This is a genomic window from Oscillospiraceae bacterium CM (genome assembly GCA_022870705.1).
In the GTDB taxonomy this organism is placed as follows: domain Bacteria; phylum Bacillota; class Clostridia; order Oscillospirales; family Oscillospiraceae; genus Sporobacter.
Genome location: CP072107.1, coordinates 565,307 through 583,532, shown reverse-complemented (window position 1 = coordinate 583,532; position 18,226 = coordinate 565,307). Strand labels below are relative to the sequence as shown.

General features: G+C 49.2%; 15 protein-coding genes and 1 tRNA gene. 10 read left to right on the top strand and 6 right to left on the bottom strand.

Features of this window, described 5'->3' with window-relative positions; translation table 11 throughout:
• Window positions 1-29: 29 nt before the first annotated feature.
• Window positions 30-1,094 carry a mechanosensitive ion channel family protein gene (locus IZU99_02955; GenBank protein ID UOO38230.1) on the bottom strand — a complete coding sequence of 355 codons (1,065 nt, stop codon included), beginning with the start codon at window positions 1,092-1,094 and terminating at the stop codon, window positions 30-32.
• A 181-nt stretch (window positions 1,095-1,275) separates the two neighbouring features.
• On the opposite strand from IZU99_02955, the gene IZU99_02950 reads away from it, so the two are divergent.
• Complete coding sequence (locus tag IZU99_02950) at window positions 1,276-1,773, top strand: flavodoxin family protein (GenBank protein UOO38229.1); 498 nt, start codon at window positions 1,276-1,278, stop codon at window positions 1,771-1,773.
• A 74-nt stretch (window positions 1,774-1,847) separates the two neighbouring features.
• Here IZU99_02950 and IZU99_02945 read toward each other — a convergent pair whose 3' ends face one another.
• Entirely contained in the window at window positions 1,848-3,533 is a 1,686-nt protein-coding gene (locus tag IZU99_02945; protein UOO38228.1) for a hypothetical protein, read from the bottom strand.
• 253 nt (window positions 3,534-3,786) lie between these two features.
• Here IZU99_02945 and ftsH point away from each other — a divergent pair, with 253 nt between their 5' ends.
• Both ftsH and adhE read left to right on the top strand, forming a co-directional pair.
• A complete protein-coding gene (gene ftsH, locus IZU99_02940) occupies window positions 3,787-5,604 on the top strand; it encodes an ATP-dependent zinc metalloprotease FtsH (protein UOO38227.1) in 1,818 nt (605 codons plus the stop codon).
• Between the two features lie 158 nt (window positions 5,605-5,762).
• Window positions 5,763-8,405, top strand: coding sequence for a bifunctional acetaldehyde-CoA/alcohol dehydrogenase (adhE, locus tag IZU99_02935; protein UOO38226.1), 2,643 nt, complete (start codon window positions 5,763-5,765; stop codon window positions 8,403-8,405).
• 63 nt (window positions 8,406-8,468) lie between these two features.
• On the opposite strand, the gene IZU99_02930 is transcribed toward adhE, so the two are convergent.
• Window positions 8,469-8,957 (bottom strand): hypothetical protein, encoded by a 489-nt coding sequence (locus IZU99_02930; GenBank protein ID UOO38225.1) that lies wholly within the window; start codon window positions 8,955-8,957, stop codon window positions 8,469-8,471.
• 203 nt (window positions 8,958-9,160) lie between these two features.
• Between IZU99_02930 and def the strand changes: the two genes are divergently transcribed.
• Window positions 9,161-9,643: a peptide deformylase gene (gene def / locus IZU99_02925; GenBank protein UOO38224.1), complete on the top strand. Its 483-nt coding sequence runs from the start codon at window positions 9,161-9,163 to the stop codon at window positions 9,641-9,643.
• Here def and IZU99_02920 read toward each other — a convergent pair.
• Both IZU99_02920 and rny read right to left on the bottom strand, forming a co-directional pair.
• Window positions 9,640-9,954, bottom strand: a complete 315-nt coding sequence (locus IZU99_02920; GenBank protein UOO38223.1) for a hypothetical protein — start codon at window positions 9,952-9,954, stop codon at window positions 9,640-9,642. The genes def and IZU99_02920 overlap by 4 nt on opposite strands.
• Window positions 9,955-10,078: 124 nt before the next feature.
• Window positions 10,079-11,629, bottom strand: a complete 1,551-nt coding sequence (rny, locus tag IZU99_02915; protein ID UOO38222.1) for a ribonuclease Y — start codon at window positions 11,627-11,629, stop codon at window positions 10,079-10,081.
• Window positions 11,630-11,880: 251 nt separating this feature from the next.
• On the opposite strand from rny, the gene IZU99_02910 reads away from it, so the two are divergent.
• A tRNA-Arg gene (locus tag IZU99_02910) sits at window positions 11,881-11,957 on the top strand.
• Window positions 11,958-12,148: 191 nt separating this feature from the next.
• Here IZU99_02910 and IZU99_02905 read toward each other — a convergent pair.
• On the bottom strand, window positions 12,149-12,430 hold the full coding sequence (locus tag IZU99_02905) for a hypothetical protein (protein ID UOO38221.1): 282 nt from the start codon (window positions 12,428-12,430) through the stop codon (window positions 12,149-12,151).
• Between the two features lie 210 nt (window positions 12,431-12,640).
• Between IZU99_02905 and IZU99_02900 the strand changes: the two genes are divergently transcribed.
• From IZU99_02900 to IZU99_02880, 5 genes are all read left to right on the top strand, one after another.
• Window positions 12,641-13,426: a response regulator gene (locus IZU99_02900; protein ID UOO38220.1), complete on the top strand. Its 786-nt coding sequence runs from the start codon at window positions 12,641-12,643 to the stop codon at window positions 13,424-13,426.
• Between the two features lie 521 nt (window positions 13,427-13,947).
• Window positions 13,948-15,048, top strand: a complete 1,101-nt coding sequence (locus IZU99_02895; GenBank protein UOO38219.1) for a sensor histidine kinase — start codon at window positions 13,948-13,950, stop codon at window positions 15,046-15,048.
• Between the two features lie 716 nt (window positions 15,049-15,764).
• Window positions 15,765-16,271: a hypothetical protein gene (locus tag IZU99_02890; protein UOO38218.1), complete on the top strand. Its 507-nt coding sequence runs from the start codon at window positions 15,765-15,767 to the stop codon at window positions 16,269-16,271.
• 111 nt (window positions 16,272-16,382) lie between these two features.
• A complete protein-coding gene (locus tag IZU99_02885; protein ID UOO38217.1) occupies window positions 16,383-16,559 on the top strand; it encodes a hypothetical protein in 177 nt (58 codons plus the stop codon).
• A 505-nt stretch (window positions 16,560-17,064) separates the two neighbouring features.
• Window positions 17,065-18,120, top strand: coding sequence for an IS30 family transposase (locus IZU99_02880; protein UOO38216.1), 1,056 nt, complete (start codon window positions 17,065-17,067; stop codon window positions 18,118-18,120).
• The last annotated feature ends 106 nt before the right edge of the window (window positions 18,121-18,226 follow it).

Below are 18,226 nucleotides of genomic sequence, written 5' to 3'. Positions count from 1 at the left end.
CACGCGCAGCCACGGCTGCGCGTGTTTCTTTATGATGAGCGAGCGTCATGTCTTCCCTCATTTAATATTTGGATGCTCTGTGTCGGAAACGCAAAATGGATTCCCGCTTCATCGAATCTCTCTTTAATTTGTAAATTGACTTCCTGATGGATATCCATATAATGCGCAAAGTCGCCGCTCAAAATAAAATAGGCAATCTCGAAATTCAGGCTTGAAGTGCCGTAAGAATTAAAATGCACACGCCCAAATTCCGTACTTTCAACGCCTTCAATTATCGCCCGTATCAAGCCGGGGATCATCCGCATTTTTTCAACCGGCGTGTCATACGTGACGCCGATATTAAACAGAACACGCCTTTTTTCAAGCGTTTTAAAATTGCTGATTCTTGAATTCGTCAAATCCGAATTGGAAAGGATTAGCTCTTCACCGTTTAAGGAGCGCAGCCGCGTCGTTTTCACGCCGATGTGTTCCACCGTTCCCATTTGTTCGCCCACAACAATGAAGTCCCCGATGACAAACGGCTTGTCGAACAAAATTGAGAAAAAACAGAAAAGATCTTTCAAAATTGTCTGTGCCGCAAACGCCACCGCCAGACCGCTGATGCCGAGCCCGGCAATCAAAGAGTCGATTTTTACGCCGACATTGTCCAAAAAAAGAATCAGAATAACAATCCAAATGAGTGCCTTGCTCAGGTTCGTCAGCAATTTAAGGGCGAGTAAATTATCATCACCATCGTCACGATACTTCCAATAAACAGCGATAAAATAGGCGGCTACGGCTGACAGGGCGAAGGCTGCCACGATCATTAGAAAAGCCAGCACCCCGATATCAATAACTTTCAAAACGGCGGGCGGCAGATTGAGGATTTTTATATCAAAATATAAAATGAGAAATATGATAAGCGGTTTGACATATTTTTGAATGCCCTGCAGCCAAAAATATGACCGCTCCGACTTCCGCCGATTTGTCGGCAGTTTTGTTAAAAGCCGACCAACAATTGCCGCGGCTAAAAAAGCAAAACCCAGAATAAGCAGAAAAATGAGATAGTTCAGCAAGGTGTTGTTCCAAATTTCTCGTGTTAAAAACAGTGGCATGCCATATGGGCCCCCTTCCGTTTGGCACTATATCACAAATAAATGCTTGTCGCAATGTTTGAAACCCTCGCCTTGAATAAGGTTCTGGTTGACTTCTCCTGTCATTCGGGTTAACATTTTTTTAATAGGACGCATCCGGCAAAAGCGGCAGAAGCACGACAGCAGAAAGTGAGTTGTTAAGATGAGAATATCCATATTATATGTCAGCCAGTCCGGCAACACGGAAAAAGCAGCCGGTTTTATTCGAGAGGGCATACAGCTTGCGGGCAGCGTTGACGTCAAGCTGATGAACCTCAGCAATGAAGGTGCCCTTGACGCCGAATTTGTCAAAGATAGCGCGGCCGTCATCATCGGCACACCCACTTATGCCGCCGGTATGGCATGGCAGCTGAAAAAGTGGCTTGACACGGACAGAAGCGTCAATCTCTCCGGTAAGCTCGGCGCGGCTTTCTCCACCGCCAATTTTGTTCACGGCGGCGCAGATGTCGCCATTGCAGACGTTTTGCATCATCTGCTCGTCAAGGGCATGCTCGTCTACTCCTCCGGTGCCGGCTGCGGCAAGCCGATTATCCATCTCGGCCCTGTGGCCATTGCCGGTGCACTCGACAATACGCGCGACCTCTTTGTCACCTTCGGCAGGCGCGTTGCCGAAAAAGCTCTGGCGCTTTTTGGCGCATAGCATTAAATCATCTGGCACACCGGGCAAGACAGCCCGAGCATAAAAAAGCGATCCGTTTCGGATCGCTTTTTCTTTTAAAATAAGTTTTCTGCTGTCGGGCCGTATTCTCGGAGGCGTCCGGCCGCTTCAGCCAGCAGCGCGGCAGACCGTTCCCGTACGGCTTTGACCTCTGGATTCGAGCCGGGGTCAATCCCGAGGATCCTGGAATAAACGTACGTCACATCCGCAAACAGCTGTCCCAAAACCGCTGAATGGCGTAAGTCGGGTGCCATGGGAACCTTTATTAGGAGTGTCGGCATGATTTCGGAAAATCGCTTGTAATTGGCCATCGCCAGAACGGCTTCCTCGTCACCGAACTGTAGCCCCTGATGTGCCGGATTAATGGGGTCGATCTCCGCACGAACCATCGGATGCCGGTTTTGAGCACGCAGATCCGTCCGCAGGAGAAAAACGCCCATTTTGGTCGCCCGGTTGCCCAGAATCCCCTCAATATTCATATGCGAGTCACGCGGCAATCCAAAAAATCGGGAAATGAGAAAATCATTGCCCGTTTTATTGACGCCTTCGTTCCAGAACTGAATAAACTCATCCGCGAGTAGGCCAAGCGCATCGTCATTAGCGCCAAAATAAATAAAGTTCTTTAAATGTTCTTTTTGATGGACGACGAGGAATTTTGCCAAAACGAACGGCAGTGAATTGGTGTCGCTCAAATCAAACACTTTGATGGCCGCGTCAATGTCTTTCCAGTACTGTGCCGTGTCCATGCCCGCAATCAGCATCGGCGCAAGGAGCATCGGCGTTTTATTCCGCCCGAAACGGCCGGAGACCTGATCGGGGAAATGCAAAATTAAATTCTTGTCACGTTCGGCAAGCTGCTTGAGCGGCCCGGAATTGGAAAAAACGATTCTCTTAGCCTCGCGCGGCGTGTACTCATGGGTTTTCACCGTCTCCTCTGTCAAGCTGCTTCGTGAAAACTCAACAAATAATGTATTCTGAACAGTCGCGTCCGGCGGTAAAAGCGCAAGCTTCCGTGGCGAATCGATGACAAGCCAATCGAGGCGGCGGTCTTTATTTTTGTTATTCACATCCGCAATAAAATGGGTAAACTGCTCGTTGGCGCCGATGCCGGTCGTAACCATGTACATGGGGCGGCCCCCGTCGAAGTTCGTGTTTATATAATCCATAATTACCGGTGCCATATCCGTCATAAAGTCGTTATAATACCCCATGACGTCACCACGGTAAAGCCCTGCCAGCGTGTCGTTTTGCATGGTTGCCGCCAACGTGTCAAACAGGCCCTCCAGCGTGTTTTTGAGTGCCTCGCCCAGTGCAACCGGTTCTTGCAGGCCGGGAGAAGACTCAATCTCAAACAGTTTGCTATAGGGGTTTTTTGTTTTTCCGCCGTCTGATAAAACAAGCGTCGATGGTCTGCTGTCATTTGCCCCTGTGTTTTTCAGGCGCGACTGCTCAATTAGCTCACGAAAGCCGTTTACCTCAAGGACTTTCACAGCGTCCTCTTTCGAAATGCGGAACACCTCGGCAAGGTTGTTGCTCAGTGTGTCAACGCTGACAGCGTTTTTAACAGCGGCCGTCACGGCTGCAACGGTTGCGCCCTTGCCGCTAAAGGCAGACAACAAGCTGTCGGTCAGGGCGGGGAAAAAGTATTGTTCACTCTGTCTATCGGCATCTGTGGTGAGCGTTTGTTTATCGGTCTTCCCCTGTATCTTATCGATATCGGCAGCCGTCTTATTATCACGCATTATGAATTCTCCCAACACGAATTTAGTCCGGGCCCTTTGAAATTATAACCATTTTCACCCGCCATATCAACCCTATTTAAACGCCAGACATATCATTGTGTGCAAAGCAGAGAATATTGTTCAAATGTTTTAAACTCTCGTTTAATTTCTGCCGGAATTACCAGAAACTTATCAGCCACAAGGGTTTTTCATTCATGTATAATAAAACGTGTGCAACAGCACAAGTTTTGGTGACGCCCTGGAAAGTGATGATATGAATAAAAAACGTCTTATTTTGATCCTATCCGCCATAATCCTTACCGCTTCGGCATGTCTTGCGATTTTTTTAATGCAGCCGAAAAAAGCGTCGCTTCTTTACTCCGACGTCGTCGGTTACTTTGAAGCCGGGCAAGTCTCCCATTACACGCTCAATGTGGGCAGCGGCACACTCTCCGCCGACCTGCGCGGCGGCGGGACGGTTACATATACAGTTGCTGATGTCGATCTCTTTATCAAACAGATCGAACCGCTTGTAACAGACTATAACGTCTCCCACCCGGAGAGCAAAATTGTTTATGACTATACGCAGCCGTGGGAGGGGTCATCCTTTATCGGCGTGCTGCCATATATCTTGGTGTTCGTTGCCGGGGTGGCGTTCATCTTATTCCGCAGTGGTGTTATCAAGAAAAGCGGGGGCAAAAACGCGCTGGCGTTCACACATCTAAAACCAAACACGCAAACAGCCTCCAAAGATAAAAAGACATTTGCCGACGTCGCCGGGGCGGACGAGGAGAAGGAAGAGCTCAAGGAAATTGTCGAGTTTTTAAAAAGTCCTCAGCGGTTTAACAAGCTCGGTGCGAAGATTCCAAAGGGCGTTTTGCTCGTCGGGCCACCGGGAACAGGCAAAACGCTGATTGCCAAGGCCGTCTCCGGCGAATCCGGCGTGCCGTTTTTTTCAATGTCCGGCTCAAATTTTGTCGAAATGTATGTGGGTGTCGGTGCATCCCGCGTCCGGAGCCTCTTTGAAAAAGCCAAAAAAGTTGCCCCCTGCATCGTTTTTATTGACGAGATTGACGCTGTCGGCCGCCGCCGCAGTGCCGGCCAAAGCGGTAGCAACGACGAGCGGGAGCAAACGCTCAATCAGCTTCTCGTTGAGATGGACGGCTTTTCCTCGGACGAATGCGTCATTGTGATCGCGGCGACGAACAGAGTGGATATTTTGGACCCGGCGCTCCTGCGACCCGGCCGCTTCGACCGCCAGGTTTACGTCGGCGCGCCGGATATCAAGGGCCGTGAAGCTATTCTGAATGTCCATGCGCGAGAAAAGCCGATCGATTCTAACGTCCATTTTCATGACGTTGCCAAAGCCACTGTCGGCTTCACCGGCGCCGATCTTGCCAATCTCCTGAATGAAGCAGCGCTTTTAGCCGCTAAACGTGGCCGACCTGTCATCGGCAGAACGGAAATTGAGGAATCCGTTATAAAAGTCGTCGCCGGGCCCGAAAAAAAGTCAAAGGTTTTGAGTGAAAAAGAAAAGAAGCTTACAGCCTACCATGAGGCCGGTCACGCCCTCGTCACAGCGTACCTCCCCTCTAAAAAGCAGGTGCAGGAGATTTCGATCATCCCCAGAGGGCGCGCCGGCGGGTACACGTTGACGCCGCCGGCGGAGGATAAAAATTACGAGACAAAGGGCGAAATGCTTGAACAGATCTGCATATTCCTCGGCGGGCGGGCAGCTGAAAGCATCGCGTTGGACGATATCTCTACCGGCGCTTCCAACGATATTGAGCGCGCGACGGAGCTCGCCCGTTCGATGGTCACAAAATTCGGCATGAGCGAGCAGCTCGGCCCCGTGACTTACGGCCACGGCAGAGACCGGCAGCACGGTATTTTATCCGGCCGCATATCGGCGGAAATCGACACTGAAATTCAGCGGATTGTCGGCACCGCACAGGAGCAGGCCTTGCGGCTTCTGACGAATCATCTTGATGCGCTCCACGCCGTTGCCGCCTATTTGTGCCAGAACGAAAAAATGTCCGGCGCGGAGCTCAACCGGATTCTGCAAGCAACAGAGCAGCCGATCCTGCCATAACATTCGTCTCATTGAAAGACGGAGAGGATACACTCTCCGTCTTTTTTCATTTTCCTGTAGTCAGGCACGCTCTTTTATATTTTTAAGAAATTTTGTCAAACTAATGACGGGCATTATTGCTGTCACTGTTTATGACAATAAGAGCAAGGAGCGCAGCTATGGTTACAAATCCCGAAGAGCTACTTGAAAAAATCTCATCCATGCATCAAAGTCAAAAGGCGTTTTCAGCCTTTTCACAGTCTCACGTCGACGATATTTTCCGTCAGGCCGCCATGGCCGCCAACGACGCGCGTATTCACCTGGCAAAACTGGCCGTTGAGGAGACGGGCATGGGTGTTTTTGAGGACAAGGTAATCAAAAACCACTTTGCCGCGGAGTATATCTACAATCAGTATAAGGATGCCAAAACATGCGGCATTGTTGACCGTGACGATGCCGCCGGGATCATGAAAATAGCTGAGCCGGTCGGTCTCGTCGCAGCAATCATCCCAACGACGAATCCGACGTCAACAACGATTTTCAAAGCCCTGATCGCCCTGAAAACGCGTAATGCCATTCTCTTCTCCCCGCATCCCCGCGCCAAAAAATCAACGGTTGCCGCCGCGCGGATTATTCAGGACGCCGCTGTTCGGGCCGGTGCGCCGGAGGGCGTGATTGGCTGGATTGACGAGCCGTCAGTAGCTCTGTCACAGCTTCTCATGCAGAAGGCCGACCTTATCCTCGCCACCGGTGGGCCGTCGCTTGTCAAAGCGGCCTATTCCTCCGGTAAACCCGCCATCGGCGTCGGCCCCGGTAACACGCCGGTCATTATCGACGAGACGGCCGATATCAAAACGGCTGTCAGCTCCATCCTCCTGTCGAAAACGTTTGATAACGGCGTCATCTGCGCGTCGGAGCAGGCAGTCATTGCCCTTGACGCCGTCTATGACGATGTCAGGCGCGAATTCGAAAAAAGAGGTGCCGCGATCCTTATACCGGATCAAACAGACAGACTCCGCGGAATTATTCTCAAAAACGGCGCCATCAATGCGGCCATCGTCGGGCAAAGCGCCTGTAAAATAGCCAGAATGGCCGGCATTGACGTTGAGGCCGATTGCAAGGTGCTCATTGGGGAAGTCACGTCCGTCGAGCTTGACGAGCCGTTTTCCCATGAAAAGCTCTCTCCCCTCTTGGCCCTGTACCGGGCGGGGACGTTTGAGGAAGCGCTTGTGAAAGCCGCGCGCCTCGTTGAGCTCGGCGGCTTTGGGCATACATCTGTTTTATACACAGATCAGCTCCGATCACTAAGCCGGATCGAGCGCTTCGGCAACGTTATGAAAACGGGTCGGACGATCATCAACATGCCGGCCGCCCACGGGGCGATCGGTGATATCTATAATTTCAAGCTGACGCCATCACTAACGCTTGGCTGCGGCACTTGGGGCGGCAATTCCGTAACAGACAACGTCGGCGTCAAAAACCTCTTAAACATCAAAACAGTCGCTGAGCGGAGAGAAAACATGCTGTGGTTCAGAGTCCCGAAAAAAATATATTTCAAATACGGCTGCCTGGCAACGGCTTTGTCGGAGCTTCGGGACATGCATAAAAAAAGAGTCTTCATCGTCACCGATCAGCCGCTCTACCAGTTGGGCACGATCGGTCCCATAACGGCGCAGCTCACGGAAATGGGCCTGTCGTCCAAAGTGTATTTTGATGTGGAGCCGGATCCGACGCTGCAGCAGGCCGAAAAAGGCGCTGCGGAAATGGCGGACTATAAGCCGGACGTTATAATGGCCGTCGGCGGCGGCTCGCCGATGGACGCGGCAAAAATTATGTGGGTGCTGTATGAGCATCCTGAGGTACGCTTTGAGGACCTCGCCCTGCGCTTTATGGACATCCGCAAGCGCGTGTACGCGTTTCCGAAAATGGGTGACAAGGCCATGCTCATCTGCATACCGACGACAGCCGGAACAGGGTCGGAGATATCCCCCTTCACGGTCATAACGGACGACAGGACCGGCCTGAAATACCCTTTGGCCGACTATGCGCTGACCCCCGATATGGCCATCATCGACGCCCAACTGATGATGCATCTGCCAAAAGCGCTGACGGCCGCTTCCGGTATTGACGCACTCGTCCATGCCATTGAAGCCTATGTGTCGCCACTCGCCTCCGCATATACAAACGGTCTTGCGCTTGAGGCCATCCGGCTGATCTTTAAATACCTTCCAGAGGCTTTTGATAACGGCTCGAAGAACCTCAAAGCGCGCGAAAAGATGGCCCACGCCTCGGCTATTGCCGGTATGGCGTTTTCAAACGCCTTTCTGGGGCTGTGCCATTCCATGGCTCACAAGCTCGGCGCCCTTCACCACGTCCCGCATGGCATCGCTAACGCCCTTTTAATTAATGAAGTCATCCGCTATAATGCCGTGGACGATCCGCGAAAGCAGGCGGCCTTCCCGCAGTACCATTATCCAAACGCCAAATGGCGGTACGCGCAGATTGCCGATTATCTGCGCCTCGGCGGCAGCAGTACGGATGAGAAAATTAATCTCTTAATAAACGCTATAGATTCGTTAAAACAACAGCTAGACATCCCAAAGACGATCGGTGGCTTCGGCCTCTCAAGAGACAAATTCTTCGCCACGCTGGAGGAGATGAGCCAGGCAGCCTTTGACGACCAGTGCACCGGCACCAACCCGCGCTTCCCGCTCGTCTGTGAGATACACCAGCTTTATGTAAACGCTTTTGAAGGCACGCCCGGTCTTGACGGCGACAGCTGCCGCGATATTCTCTGTCACAGCGGCGGCCTCAAACCGTAAACGCGAAAATCATATAAAGAAAGGCCATCAATTATTGATGGCCTTTCTGCTCTATTACGGGAATTAATAATAGGGGGAATACGGATAATACGGATAGTATGGTGCGTATGGATACCTATGGCCGCCGAGAAGCTCTGCGAGCAAAAGGCCGCCGATCAGGTCTCTGCCGAATCCGCGGCGTCTCGGTCTGCCATAGCCCGGCCTGTAACGGCCGCCGAAAACGATTGTCTGAACAGCCTCCGGCGGATCGTTATTTTGATTGCCGGCCATATATTCTTCCATGTCGGGGTGCATACGGCAAAAGTCACTGAGGATATCGTCACAGATCGTGTCAAGCTCCTCTTGTGCCGGCAACATGCTGTTCGTCGAACGGATGATGTCGCTTGTCGATGTAATGAACGGCTTCAATTTAAAATAGACCTCAGGGTACATGGCGCGGTAGGATTTTACATTTTCAGCCAGCGTCTGTGCATTATTCGGGGTGTCAGGCATGATCATTTGCTGGTCATTATTTGTCATGATCCCTGAATTTGGGTTTTCATTGTTTAACACGGTTTAGCCTCCAATTGAAACGCGGTAAACATACCGGATTTCTGCTTCATTATATGTCAATTGCAACGAGGCGTGCTTTGCGCGCATTCATCGGCTCGAACAAACAGAAGGCCGTGTCATACAATAGGATAAACCGGCGATAACATGGCGCATGCAAACATTAATGGTTTTTGATTTTAAACCGGTAAAAAGGAACAGCCACTATGTCCGTCCTCAATATCCTCACAGCCGAATCAAGCGGACTTCTGCGAAAAAAGGCGGAAAAGGTCCGTTCTGTCAATACATCAATCATAACGCTTTTGAATGACCTTACCGAGACGCTAGAAGCACATCAGGCCGTTGGGCTGTCCGCGCCGCAGGTTGGGTCGCCTCAGCGCCTGATTGTCGTCAAAAACGAGTCGTCACATCTCCTATTTATCAATCCCGTTATCATCCGCTCGGATGGCCGCCAAGTGTCTTTTGAGGGCTGCCTCAGTCTGCCCGGTCTGTACGGAAAAGTCAAGCGCCCTGAGAACATTGTCGTCAGGGCGCTCAACACAAAAGGAAAACCATATGAAATGGCGGCATCCGGCAGGCTCGCCTGCGTTCTATGCCATGAAATCGACCATCTTGACGGCGTCTTGTTTACCGACAAGGTGCTGCCGTCAAGTTTGATATCCGTGCGTCGCCAAGCGGCGCGCCGTTAAGACGTCTGACCGGCGGCAGCTGCCGTCAGTCGTTCGATTTGCAGGTGAATGTTCTGCTGTTCCGCCAGCTTTTCAAGTGCCTTTTTGATCTGCTCCTGATTCGTGTTGATCAGTTCCGCCGTCAATTGGTCAAGTGCGGCCTTCGGCAGTTTTGACAGGATCATTTTAGCGACGGCAGACGAGGCGCCGCCGGATAAGAGCTTGGCAGCCGGGTTGTTTGACCCCTTGAGCTTTTCGGCAATTTGAGGCAGAAACTGCTCTGCCAGACTGCCGTAATCGGCAACTGTTACGTCCAGTTCGAGTTTTATCATGTGTAACCTCTCTTTTTTCCCATGCGCGGACTAACGCAGCGCTTTGGCCAAATAATAAAACTGGCGCCGCTGAATGACGGCGCCAGTTCATGAATCGGTTCATGCCGCAGGCACCGAAACGCTCTTACTTCGCGTATTCGATCGCCTTCGTCTCTCGCAGGAGGTTGACTTTGATTTGGCCGGGGTACTCTAGGTCATTTTCGATTTTTTTGGCAATATCGCGGGCCAAAATAACCATCTGATCCTCAGAGACATCCTCGGGCTTTACCATAATCCGAATTTCGCGCCCCGCCTGAATGGCATAGGAGCTGTCAACACCAGAGAAGGAATTCGTAAGCTCTTCAAGCTTTTCAAGACGCTTGATATAGTTTTCGATATTCTCCCGCCGCGCGCCCGGCCGTGCCGCCGAAATCGTGTCGGCCGCCTGAACAATACAGGCGATAATCGTTTTCGGTTCAACGTCACCGTGGTGGGCGTGGATAGCGTGGATAACCTCTTCGCTCTCTTTATATTTCCGGGCGAGGTCGACGCCGATTGTCACGTGGCTGCCCTCAACCTCGTGGTCAATGGATTTACCGAGGTCGTGCAGAAGCCCGGCGCGCTTGGCCGTCATCACATCAGCACCGAGCTCGGCCGCCAGCAGGCCGGAAATATGTGAAACCTCAATAGAGTGGCTGAGAACATTCTGCCCATAGCTTGTACGGTATTTCTGCCGCCCAAGGAGCTTGACGACCTCGCCGTGCAATCCGTGAATACCGGTTTCAAATGTTGCGCGGTCGCCCTCAGACTTAATTGTCGCGTCGACTTCTCGTTTCGCCTTTTCAACCATTTCTTCAATGCGGGCCGGATGAATGCGCCCGTCAAGAATCAATTTTTCAAGCGCGATACGGGCAATTTCGCGCCGCACCGGGTCAAAGCTTGACAGTGTAATTGCCTCAGGCGTGTCGTCAATGATCAGGTCAACGCCGGTTAATGTTTCAATAGCGCGGATGTTTCGGCCTTCTCTGCCGATGATGCGGCCTTTCATTTCATCGTTCGGCAGCGGAACAACAGAAACGGTTGCTTCGGCGACATGGTCGGCGGCGCAGCGCTGAATGGCCAGCGTGATGTATTCGCGCGCTTTTTGTTCGGCTTCATCTTTAAAGCGGCCTTCGATCTCCTTGATCTTCATGGCGGCTTCGTGTGTCACCTCGGATTCGAGGTTTTTGATCAGATAGGCTTTTGCCTCTTCAGCCGTATAGCCTGAGATTTTTTCCAGCATTTCCAGCTGGCTGCGTTTAACGGTGGCAACTTCTTCATACGAACGGTCGAGCTCCGATAGCCTTCTGGCCAGCTGTTCGTTCTTGCGTTCCAGCGCGTCGGACTTTTTGTCGAGTGTCTCTTCCTTCTGCTGGAGTCGGCGCTCCATCTTTGTGACTTCTCCGCGCCGTTCCTTCACTTCACGTTCATACTCGCTGCGGTTTCTGTGTATTTCTTCCTTTGCCTCCAAGAGGGCCTCGCGCTTTTTGCTCTCGGCTGCTTTTATCGAATCATTGATAATCCTTTTCGCTTTTTCTTCGGCGCTCTGAATCTCGCGCTCGGAAACCTTTTTTCTGTAAGTGATGCCGAGGAAAAATGCTATAATAAACACCGTGATCAGAACAACGGTGAAGATTATCAGTTCAAGTGGCTGCATAATAAGGGAACACACCTCCTTTTTCAATTAAAATTCTTATTAACACTGGTACATCTGTTTAGACGTCAGGCCCACAATTTTGTGAAATGTTCCCAATGTTTTGTAAAAATCACCTGAATTATTTTACAACTCCTTTTGTTTTATGTCAAGTTTATTCTTGTCAGCGGCGACTGGCTTGCAGGGCTTGCGGCGCTTGACAGGGCATGGCGCAGGCGTTAAAATGATGTGCGCCGACTAATCTAATTTCATATGTCCCCGTAGCTCAGCAGGATAGAGCGATCGCCTCCTAAGCGATAGGTCGGACGTTCGAATCGTCTCGGGGATGCCAAAAGCGCCGAAAACCATCAGTTTTCGGCGCTTTATTAACATAAAACCGTCATTCAATGCCTCAAATACAAGCAAATTCGTTCTGATAAGACCATAAAAGAGTCCGTGCCGCCCTTTTTCGACAACAAACAGACGAGAGTCCTGTGTATGATATAGATGAGCGAAAAATAGCGAGACAGAAGCATATGCCTGTTAAATTTTATGGCTGATAGGCCCATACAGTCCATTCAGCTTCATTAAATGTGCCGTGAGCTGACGATTCAAATCATCAATCAGAACGGCAACGGCATTTACGTTTACAGGATCGGATATTTCCTTGAGGATTGCATTGCCTTCCGTAATCAAATCAACGATTTTTTGAAGCTCCAGGTTCATCGTCCGGCGTACAAAAAAACATAACATTTCCTGATTGAACTGATCCTCCAGAAAATCAAGCCGCAAGCCGTTATCCATGTGCTCTGCCACGTCACTCAAATCATTCATCACTCCAAACTGTATGCTCGGATATCTGAAATGCCTCCCTCGTCCGCTACAACGCTTGCAGCCATGCGGTAAATACCATTATATTTATATATTTCAAACAAATAGGAAATTGCTTTTTGTATAAATTTTTGTTGGAATCCGTTGCTTTTTATCGTTATATGTAATAATATTTACATAAAAACGGATATGGAGAGATTTTTTATGGATAAAAAGCTCTCGATTTTGCTGGTTGAAGATGACGAGGCCTCCTGCCGCGAATTCATCGTTTGTGCGGATCAACGCGAGGATGTTACACTCGTCGGGGTGACGAACAACTCCAGTGATGCCATTGGGTATATTAAGGACTGTCTGCCTGATGCCATCATTCTGGATTTGGAGCTGCACCATGGCCGTGGAAACGGCCTGTTTGTGCTGCAGGAGCTTCGGCAGATGGCGCTCGCCGTCAATCCATATGTCCTTGTCACAACGAATAACACGAGCTCGGTGACATATGAATCAGCGCGTCAGCTCGGTGCCGATTTTATCATTTCAAAGCACCAGCCGGATTACTCAGCAAAGGGTGTTCTCGATTTTTTGCTCATGATGCGGCCAATTATCCACAGCCGGATTCAAAGTGCCGCGCCGGAGCACGCCACAACAGAAACGCCGCAGGTGCGCAACAAAAGAATTTTATCGCGCATCAGAACAGAACTAACCAATGTCGGCATCAGTCCAAAGGCCGTTGGCAATGCCTATCTGATTGATGCCATCGACTTGGTTGTCAAGCAGCCCGTTCAAAACTTGTGCACAATCATCGGCCAGAAATACGGGAAAACGGAATCCAGTGTCGAGCGGGCCATGCAAAACGCCATCAATAGAGCCTGGCGGACAGCCGATATTGACGACCTGCTCAAGTTTTACACCGCGCGTATCCACTCTGACAAGGGCGTCCCAACATTGACGGAGTTTATTTACTATTACGCCAACAAAATCAAGGCGGATTATTAAAGAAGCCGCCCCCAAAGGAGCGGCTTTTGGCGTTAAGTGTGATACCACGATCTCATAATCCCGATTAACCAATCCATGAATGACCCCTCCTTTTTAGTTTGTTTTTGTGATACAAAAATACTAAAAACGAAGGGAAAACCCTGTTAGTTTTTGGCTAATACTTTGTGTTGGATATCTTTCTTTTATGTTGTTGTAGGTGAGTCGACGTGTTTTTTACGATTGTCAAAGGTCTTTTTATTTTGATCAGCTGTTTTTATGTATTTTTAAAACTGCTGCACTTAGACGTCCTGAAAACGGTAGTCTTTCAGCTGTCCCTGTTTTTGCTGTTCATGATACCCGTTATATATCTCCTCAAGCTCTACCTTTGGCCGCTCAACACCTTAATTATGGTGACGCTGTTTTCTGCCTTTACTATTGTTGTCTTCAAAAAATCCCTTAATCTATCTATAGTGTCATCCATCATTTCCTATGGTATAGCGTATTTATCATTTATTGTCGCCGCATATTTGATAGCTTTATGTATGGCACTGTTCGCTCATTTATTCGATTTCAATTTTCTGCCCGATTCTATTTCTGTCTTTTTACTTGGGTTCTTTCAACTGCTTTTCCTGATCGGTCTTTTCCGCATTAAACGTCTGCGCAAAGGCATGCCTTTTCTGCAGGAGCGCGGCGCCGGTGACATGGTCACTTTTTTGGGAATCTCATTATTACTGGCAATTTCTTTTTTCGCCATCAGCAAAGAACCGAATCTGTATTTCGCGATTCCTTTATTTTTTGCTTTTCTCATCGGGTTCATCATAATATTTTGGTGGCGTGGCACCATTACCAAAAAATATCTCGAAAAGGTCAAAGCGCAGGAGCTTGAAGAACTGCAGCAGGCATTAAACGCGAAAAATCAGGAAAATGAGCAGTTGCGTCAGCAAAACGGCGATCTGTCAAAAATCATTCACAAGGATAACAAGCTCATTCCCGCGCTGGATTACGCCGTGCGCCAATACCTGCTGACAGCCGAGACGGAAACAGACTACGCCGTGCGCCTTTCCAAAGCCAAATCGCTGCTGGCGCAGGTCGAGGCAGCCTCGCAAGAGCGCCAAGGCATTCTCACGGATTTCGAAACCGGCAATAAAAAGCTCCCATCGACGAACGTGCCATCCGTCGATTCGCTGCTTTCATATATGTATCAAAAAGCAAAAGAGCAGGGTGTCACGTTAGACGTATCTGTGTCGGGCAACATTCACTTTTTGATTCAGCAACAGGCAGCGGAGCATGACTTTAACACCTTGCTGTCCGATTTAATTGAAAACGCCGTCGTCGCAGCAAGACGCTGCACAACCAAAAATGTTATGGTTCATATGGGCATCTCAAACGGCCACTTTTCGATTGATATATTTGATAGTGGTATGCCTTTTGCAGCCGAGACGCTTTCCGGAATCGGTTATCAGCAAACAACAACGCACGCCGATGAAGGCGGCAGCGGTATCGGCCTGGTGACGACGTTCGAAATCCTGAAAAAGTATCAGGCAAGCTTTGTGATTGAAGACCTTAACGGTAACAGCCAATACACCAAGAAGGTATCTGTTTGCTTTGATCAGTTATGTCAATTCCGATTTCTCACAAAATAAGGACAAATTGCGAGTTCCATTATCAAACGATAATTTATTGAGAGGTGCGAATTATGGCAGATATTTTAATAAAATATTCTACTCTCATTTCACTCAGCTTCTATACATCGTTAAAACTCCTTAACATGAGGAGCACCAAAAAGATTTATATCCAGTTTTTAATTTATCTATTTTTGGCTTTGCCAGTCGTCTATGTTCTACGGCTTTATTTAACAGCGCTGAGTATCATAATAATGGTTGCATTTTCCGTTATCTTTTTAATAAAAATAATTCGTGTGCCATTCAATTTGGCCGTGTCAACATCAGTTATTGCTTATGGAATTTCTTATATGGCATTTGCAATTGCTTCGTTTATTTTTAGTATTTATTTATATCTTCATTTCAAAGTGCTGCATTTTCAGCTCCCGCCTACGTGGCTTTCTTATCTTATTTTATCGGTCATTGAATTATTAATCATTGTATTATCATTAAAATCAAAACGACTTAATAACGGTCTTCCTGTATTAATTGAATATAGTTCAAGCGATATTGGGGTCTATATCAGTTACATATTGCTGTTCACCGTCTCTTTATTAGGAATAAACAAAGGCGAAAATTTAGTTTACATAATTCCATTGTTTTTTGCTCTGACAAGCAGTCTTTTCATTATATTTTGGTGGCGCAGCCGAATAACAAAGAAATATCTCGAAAAGGTCAAAGCGCAGGAAATTGCAGCGTTGCAGGAGGTTTCCGACGCAAAAAACCAGGAAAACGAGCAGCTGCGCCAGCAGGTCAATGCGTTGTCAAAAATCATTCACAAGGATAACAAGCTCATCCCCGCGCTCGATTATGCCGTCCGCCAGTATCTGCTGACAGCCGAGACGGAAACAGACCCCGCTGTGCGCCTATCCAAAGCCAAATCGCTGCTGGCGCAGGTTGAGGCGGCCTCGCAAGAGCGCCGCGGCATTCTCACCGATTACGAAACCGGCAGTAAAAAGCTGCCCGAAACAAGCGTGCCGTCCGTTGATTCGCTGCTCTTGTATATGTTTCAGAAAGCAAAAGAACAGGGCGTTGTGTTTGACGTGTCGGTTACCGGCAGCGTTAAATATCTCATCGAAAAAGTGGCCTCAGAGCAGGATGTGAATACATTGCTGGCCGACCTCATTGAAAACGCCGCCATCGCCATGAAGCGCTGCCCGGCGAAAAACCTCATGGTCCATATCGGCATAGCAGACGGCCATTAGTCCATCGATGTTTTTGACAGCGGCATCCCCTTCACCAGCGAGACGCTTCAAAACATCGGCAAAAGACGATCGACAACGCACGCCGATGAGGGCGGCAGCGGCATCGGCCTGATGACGACTTTTGAGATTCTAACGAAGTACGAGGCCAGCTTTGTGATTGAAAACCTTGCCGATAACGCCCAGTTCACCAAGAAGGTGTCTGTCTGCTTTGACCAGTTACATCAATTCCGGCTTCGCACCGGGCAAACAGATCAAAACGAGCCGATTGCCTCACGGGTCACTGCGTAAACAAAGAAAGCGGTGCATAAACAGCACCGCTTAAAAACTGTTTTCGTTTAAAATAGACCGCGTGAAAGATTGAAATATTCTTGAAAGCGGGTGAAAAATGGGATGGCGGAAGTATTAATTAAATATTCTGCTCTCATTTCTTTGAGCTTCTATACATCGTTAAAACTGCTTAACATCAGAAGCACTAAAAAAAGTTGTCTCCAGTTTTTAATATATTTATGTATCTCGTTGCCAATCGTCTATCTTCTAAGGCTTTATTTAAAACCGCTCAGCATTGTATTGATGGTTGTCTTTGCTATTATCTTTTTTGTCAAAATAATGCGTATACCCTTTAACCGCGCTGTGACAACGTCAATTATCGCTTTTGGAATGACCTATGTGGCGTTTATTGTTGGTTGATTGTAAAATGAAATTGAACACTTGAACAGAAAAATCCATAGTGATTATTCTTCGTGGTAAAATGTAGTTCCTACACAACATCTGCCACCGAAAGGATACAATCACTATGGATAACAATGATTCTATCACAGTCAGCGCAGAACGCAAGAAAGGGCAACACTTGAGCTTGGAAGATCGTGGTGCTGTCAAAGCCCTCTTGAAGCAGGGACTTGGCGTACGCGGCATCGCCCGAAACATTGGCTGTTCACCGTCCACCATCTCATACGAGTTAAGGCGAGGTACACCGACACGGAAGAGCAACAGGGGCCAAGCACCTGGCTATTCTCCGAAACTCGGCGAGGCCATCTACAAGGCTAATCGAAGGGCTTGTGTCAAGCCCCTCAAAGCAGGCTCCTGCAAGACTTTCATTGACTGGGTAGTCAAGCAGATCCGGGAACACAAGTGGTCGCTGGATTCCTGCTGCGGATATGCGAAGCGACAGCGTTTGTACAGTGAAGATCAGATGGTTTGTACCCGCACTCTGTACAACATGGTCTGGGCAGGCTTGCTTCCCATCACGCCGACCGAACTGCCGGAAGCCTTAAAACGCAGCACCCGAAAGGCCAGGGGCAGGGAAAACAAAAAGCACTACGGCACAAGCATTTCCGCCCGTCCTGAGATCGCTTCCCTTCGTATAGAAGGCGGCCACTGGGAGGGCGACACCGTGGTTGGAAAACGAGCTGGGAAAGAGGCAGTTGTACTCTCTCTGCTGGAGAAGAAGACCGAGCACTACATCGCCATTCGTATTCCCGGAAAGACCAGTGATGCGGTGATGTCTGCCATGAAAAGCCTACGCGCTGAGTACGGGGAACGTTTTTCACAGATTTTTAAGACGATTACCGTAGACAACGGCAGCGAGTTCGCCGACTTTGCAGAAGTCGAGGCTTGGGGTTCCCAGATCTACTTTGCCCACCCATACAGCTCTTGGGAACGTCCTCAGAACGAAAGGCATAATGGACTGTTCCGGACCTTCGTTCCAAAGGGAACATCTATTGAGCAGTATACAGACGAGGACATCCTGTCCGCTGCTGATGAGTTAAATGGGCGACCCCGGAAGAAGCTCGGATACCACACGCCAGAGGAACTATTTGAAGCCTTTCTTGATTCCGAATACGCAGCCTGACGGCTGCGACAACCTTGGCACAGACAGCGCCTGCGGCACCATCTGTGTCCAAGGTTAATTGATGGGAACGATTTTGCCTCGGGGTGTTCAATTTGCACTTGCAATT

What these genes read in the sequence shown, in the direction of transcription:
- IZU99_02955 (UOO38230.1), bottom strand. Translation starts at nt 1,094, where the DNA reads ATGCCACTGTTTTTAACACGAGAAATTTGGAACAACACCTTGCTGAAC.
- IZU99_02950 (UOO38229.1), top strand. Translation starts at nt 1,276, where the DNA reads ATGAGAATATCCATATTATATGTCAGCCAGTCCGGCAACACGGAAAAA.
- IZU99_02945 (UOO38228.1), bottom strand. Translation starts at nt 3,533, where the DNA reads ATGCGTGATAATAAGACGGCTGCCGATATCGATAAGATACAGGGGAAG.
- ftsH (UOO38227.1), top strand. Translation starts at nt 3,787, where the DNA reads ATGAATAAAAAACGTCTTATTTTGATCCTATCCGCCATAATCCTTACC.
- adhE (UOO38226.1), top strand. Translation starts at nt 5,763, where the DNA reads ATGGTTACAAATCCCGAAGAGCTACTTGAAAAAATCTCATCCATGCAT.
- def (UOO38224.1), top strand. Translation starts at nt 9,161, where the DNA reads ATGTCCGTCCTCAATATCCTCACAGCCGAATCAAGCGGACTTCTGCGA.
- IZU99_02920 (UOO38223.1), bottom strand. Translation starts at nt 9,954, where the DNA reads ATGATAAAACTCGAACTGGACGTAACAGTTGCCGATTACGGCAGTCTG.
- rny (UOO38222.1), bottom strand. Translation starts at nt 11,629, where the DNA reads ATGCAGCCACTTGAACTGATAATCTTCACCGTTGTTCTGATCACGGTG.
- IZU99_02900 (UOO38220.1), top strand. Translation starts at nt 12,641, where the DNA reads ATGGATAAAAAGCTCTCGATTTTGCTGGTTGAAGATGACGAGGCCTCC.
- IZU99_02895 (UOO38219.1), top strand. Translation starts at nt 13,948, where the DNA reads ATGGCACTGTTCGCTCATTTATTCGATTTCAATTTTCTGCCCGATTCT.
- IZU99_02885 (UOO38217.1), top strand. Translation starts at nt 16,383, where the DNA reads ATGACGACTTTTGAGATTCTAACGAAGTACGAGGCCAGCTTTGTGATT.
- IZU99_02880 (UOO38216.1), top strand. Translation starts at nt 17,065, where the DNA reads ATGGATAACAATGATTCTATCACAGTCAGCGCAGAACGCAAGAAAGGG.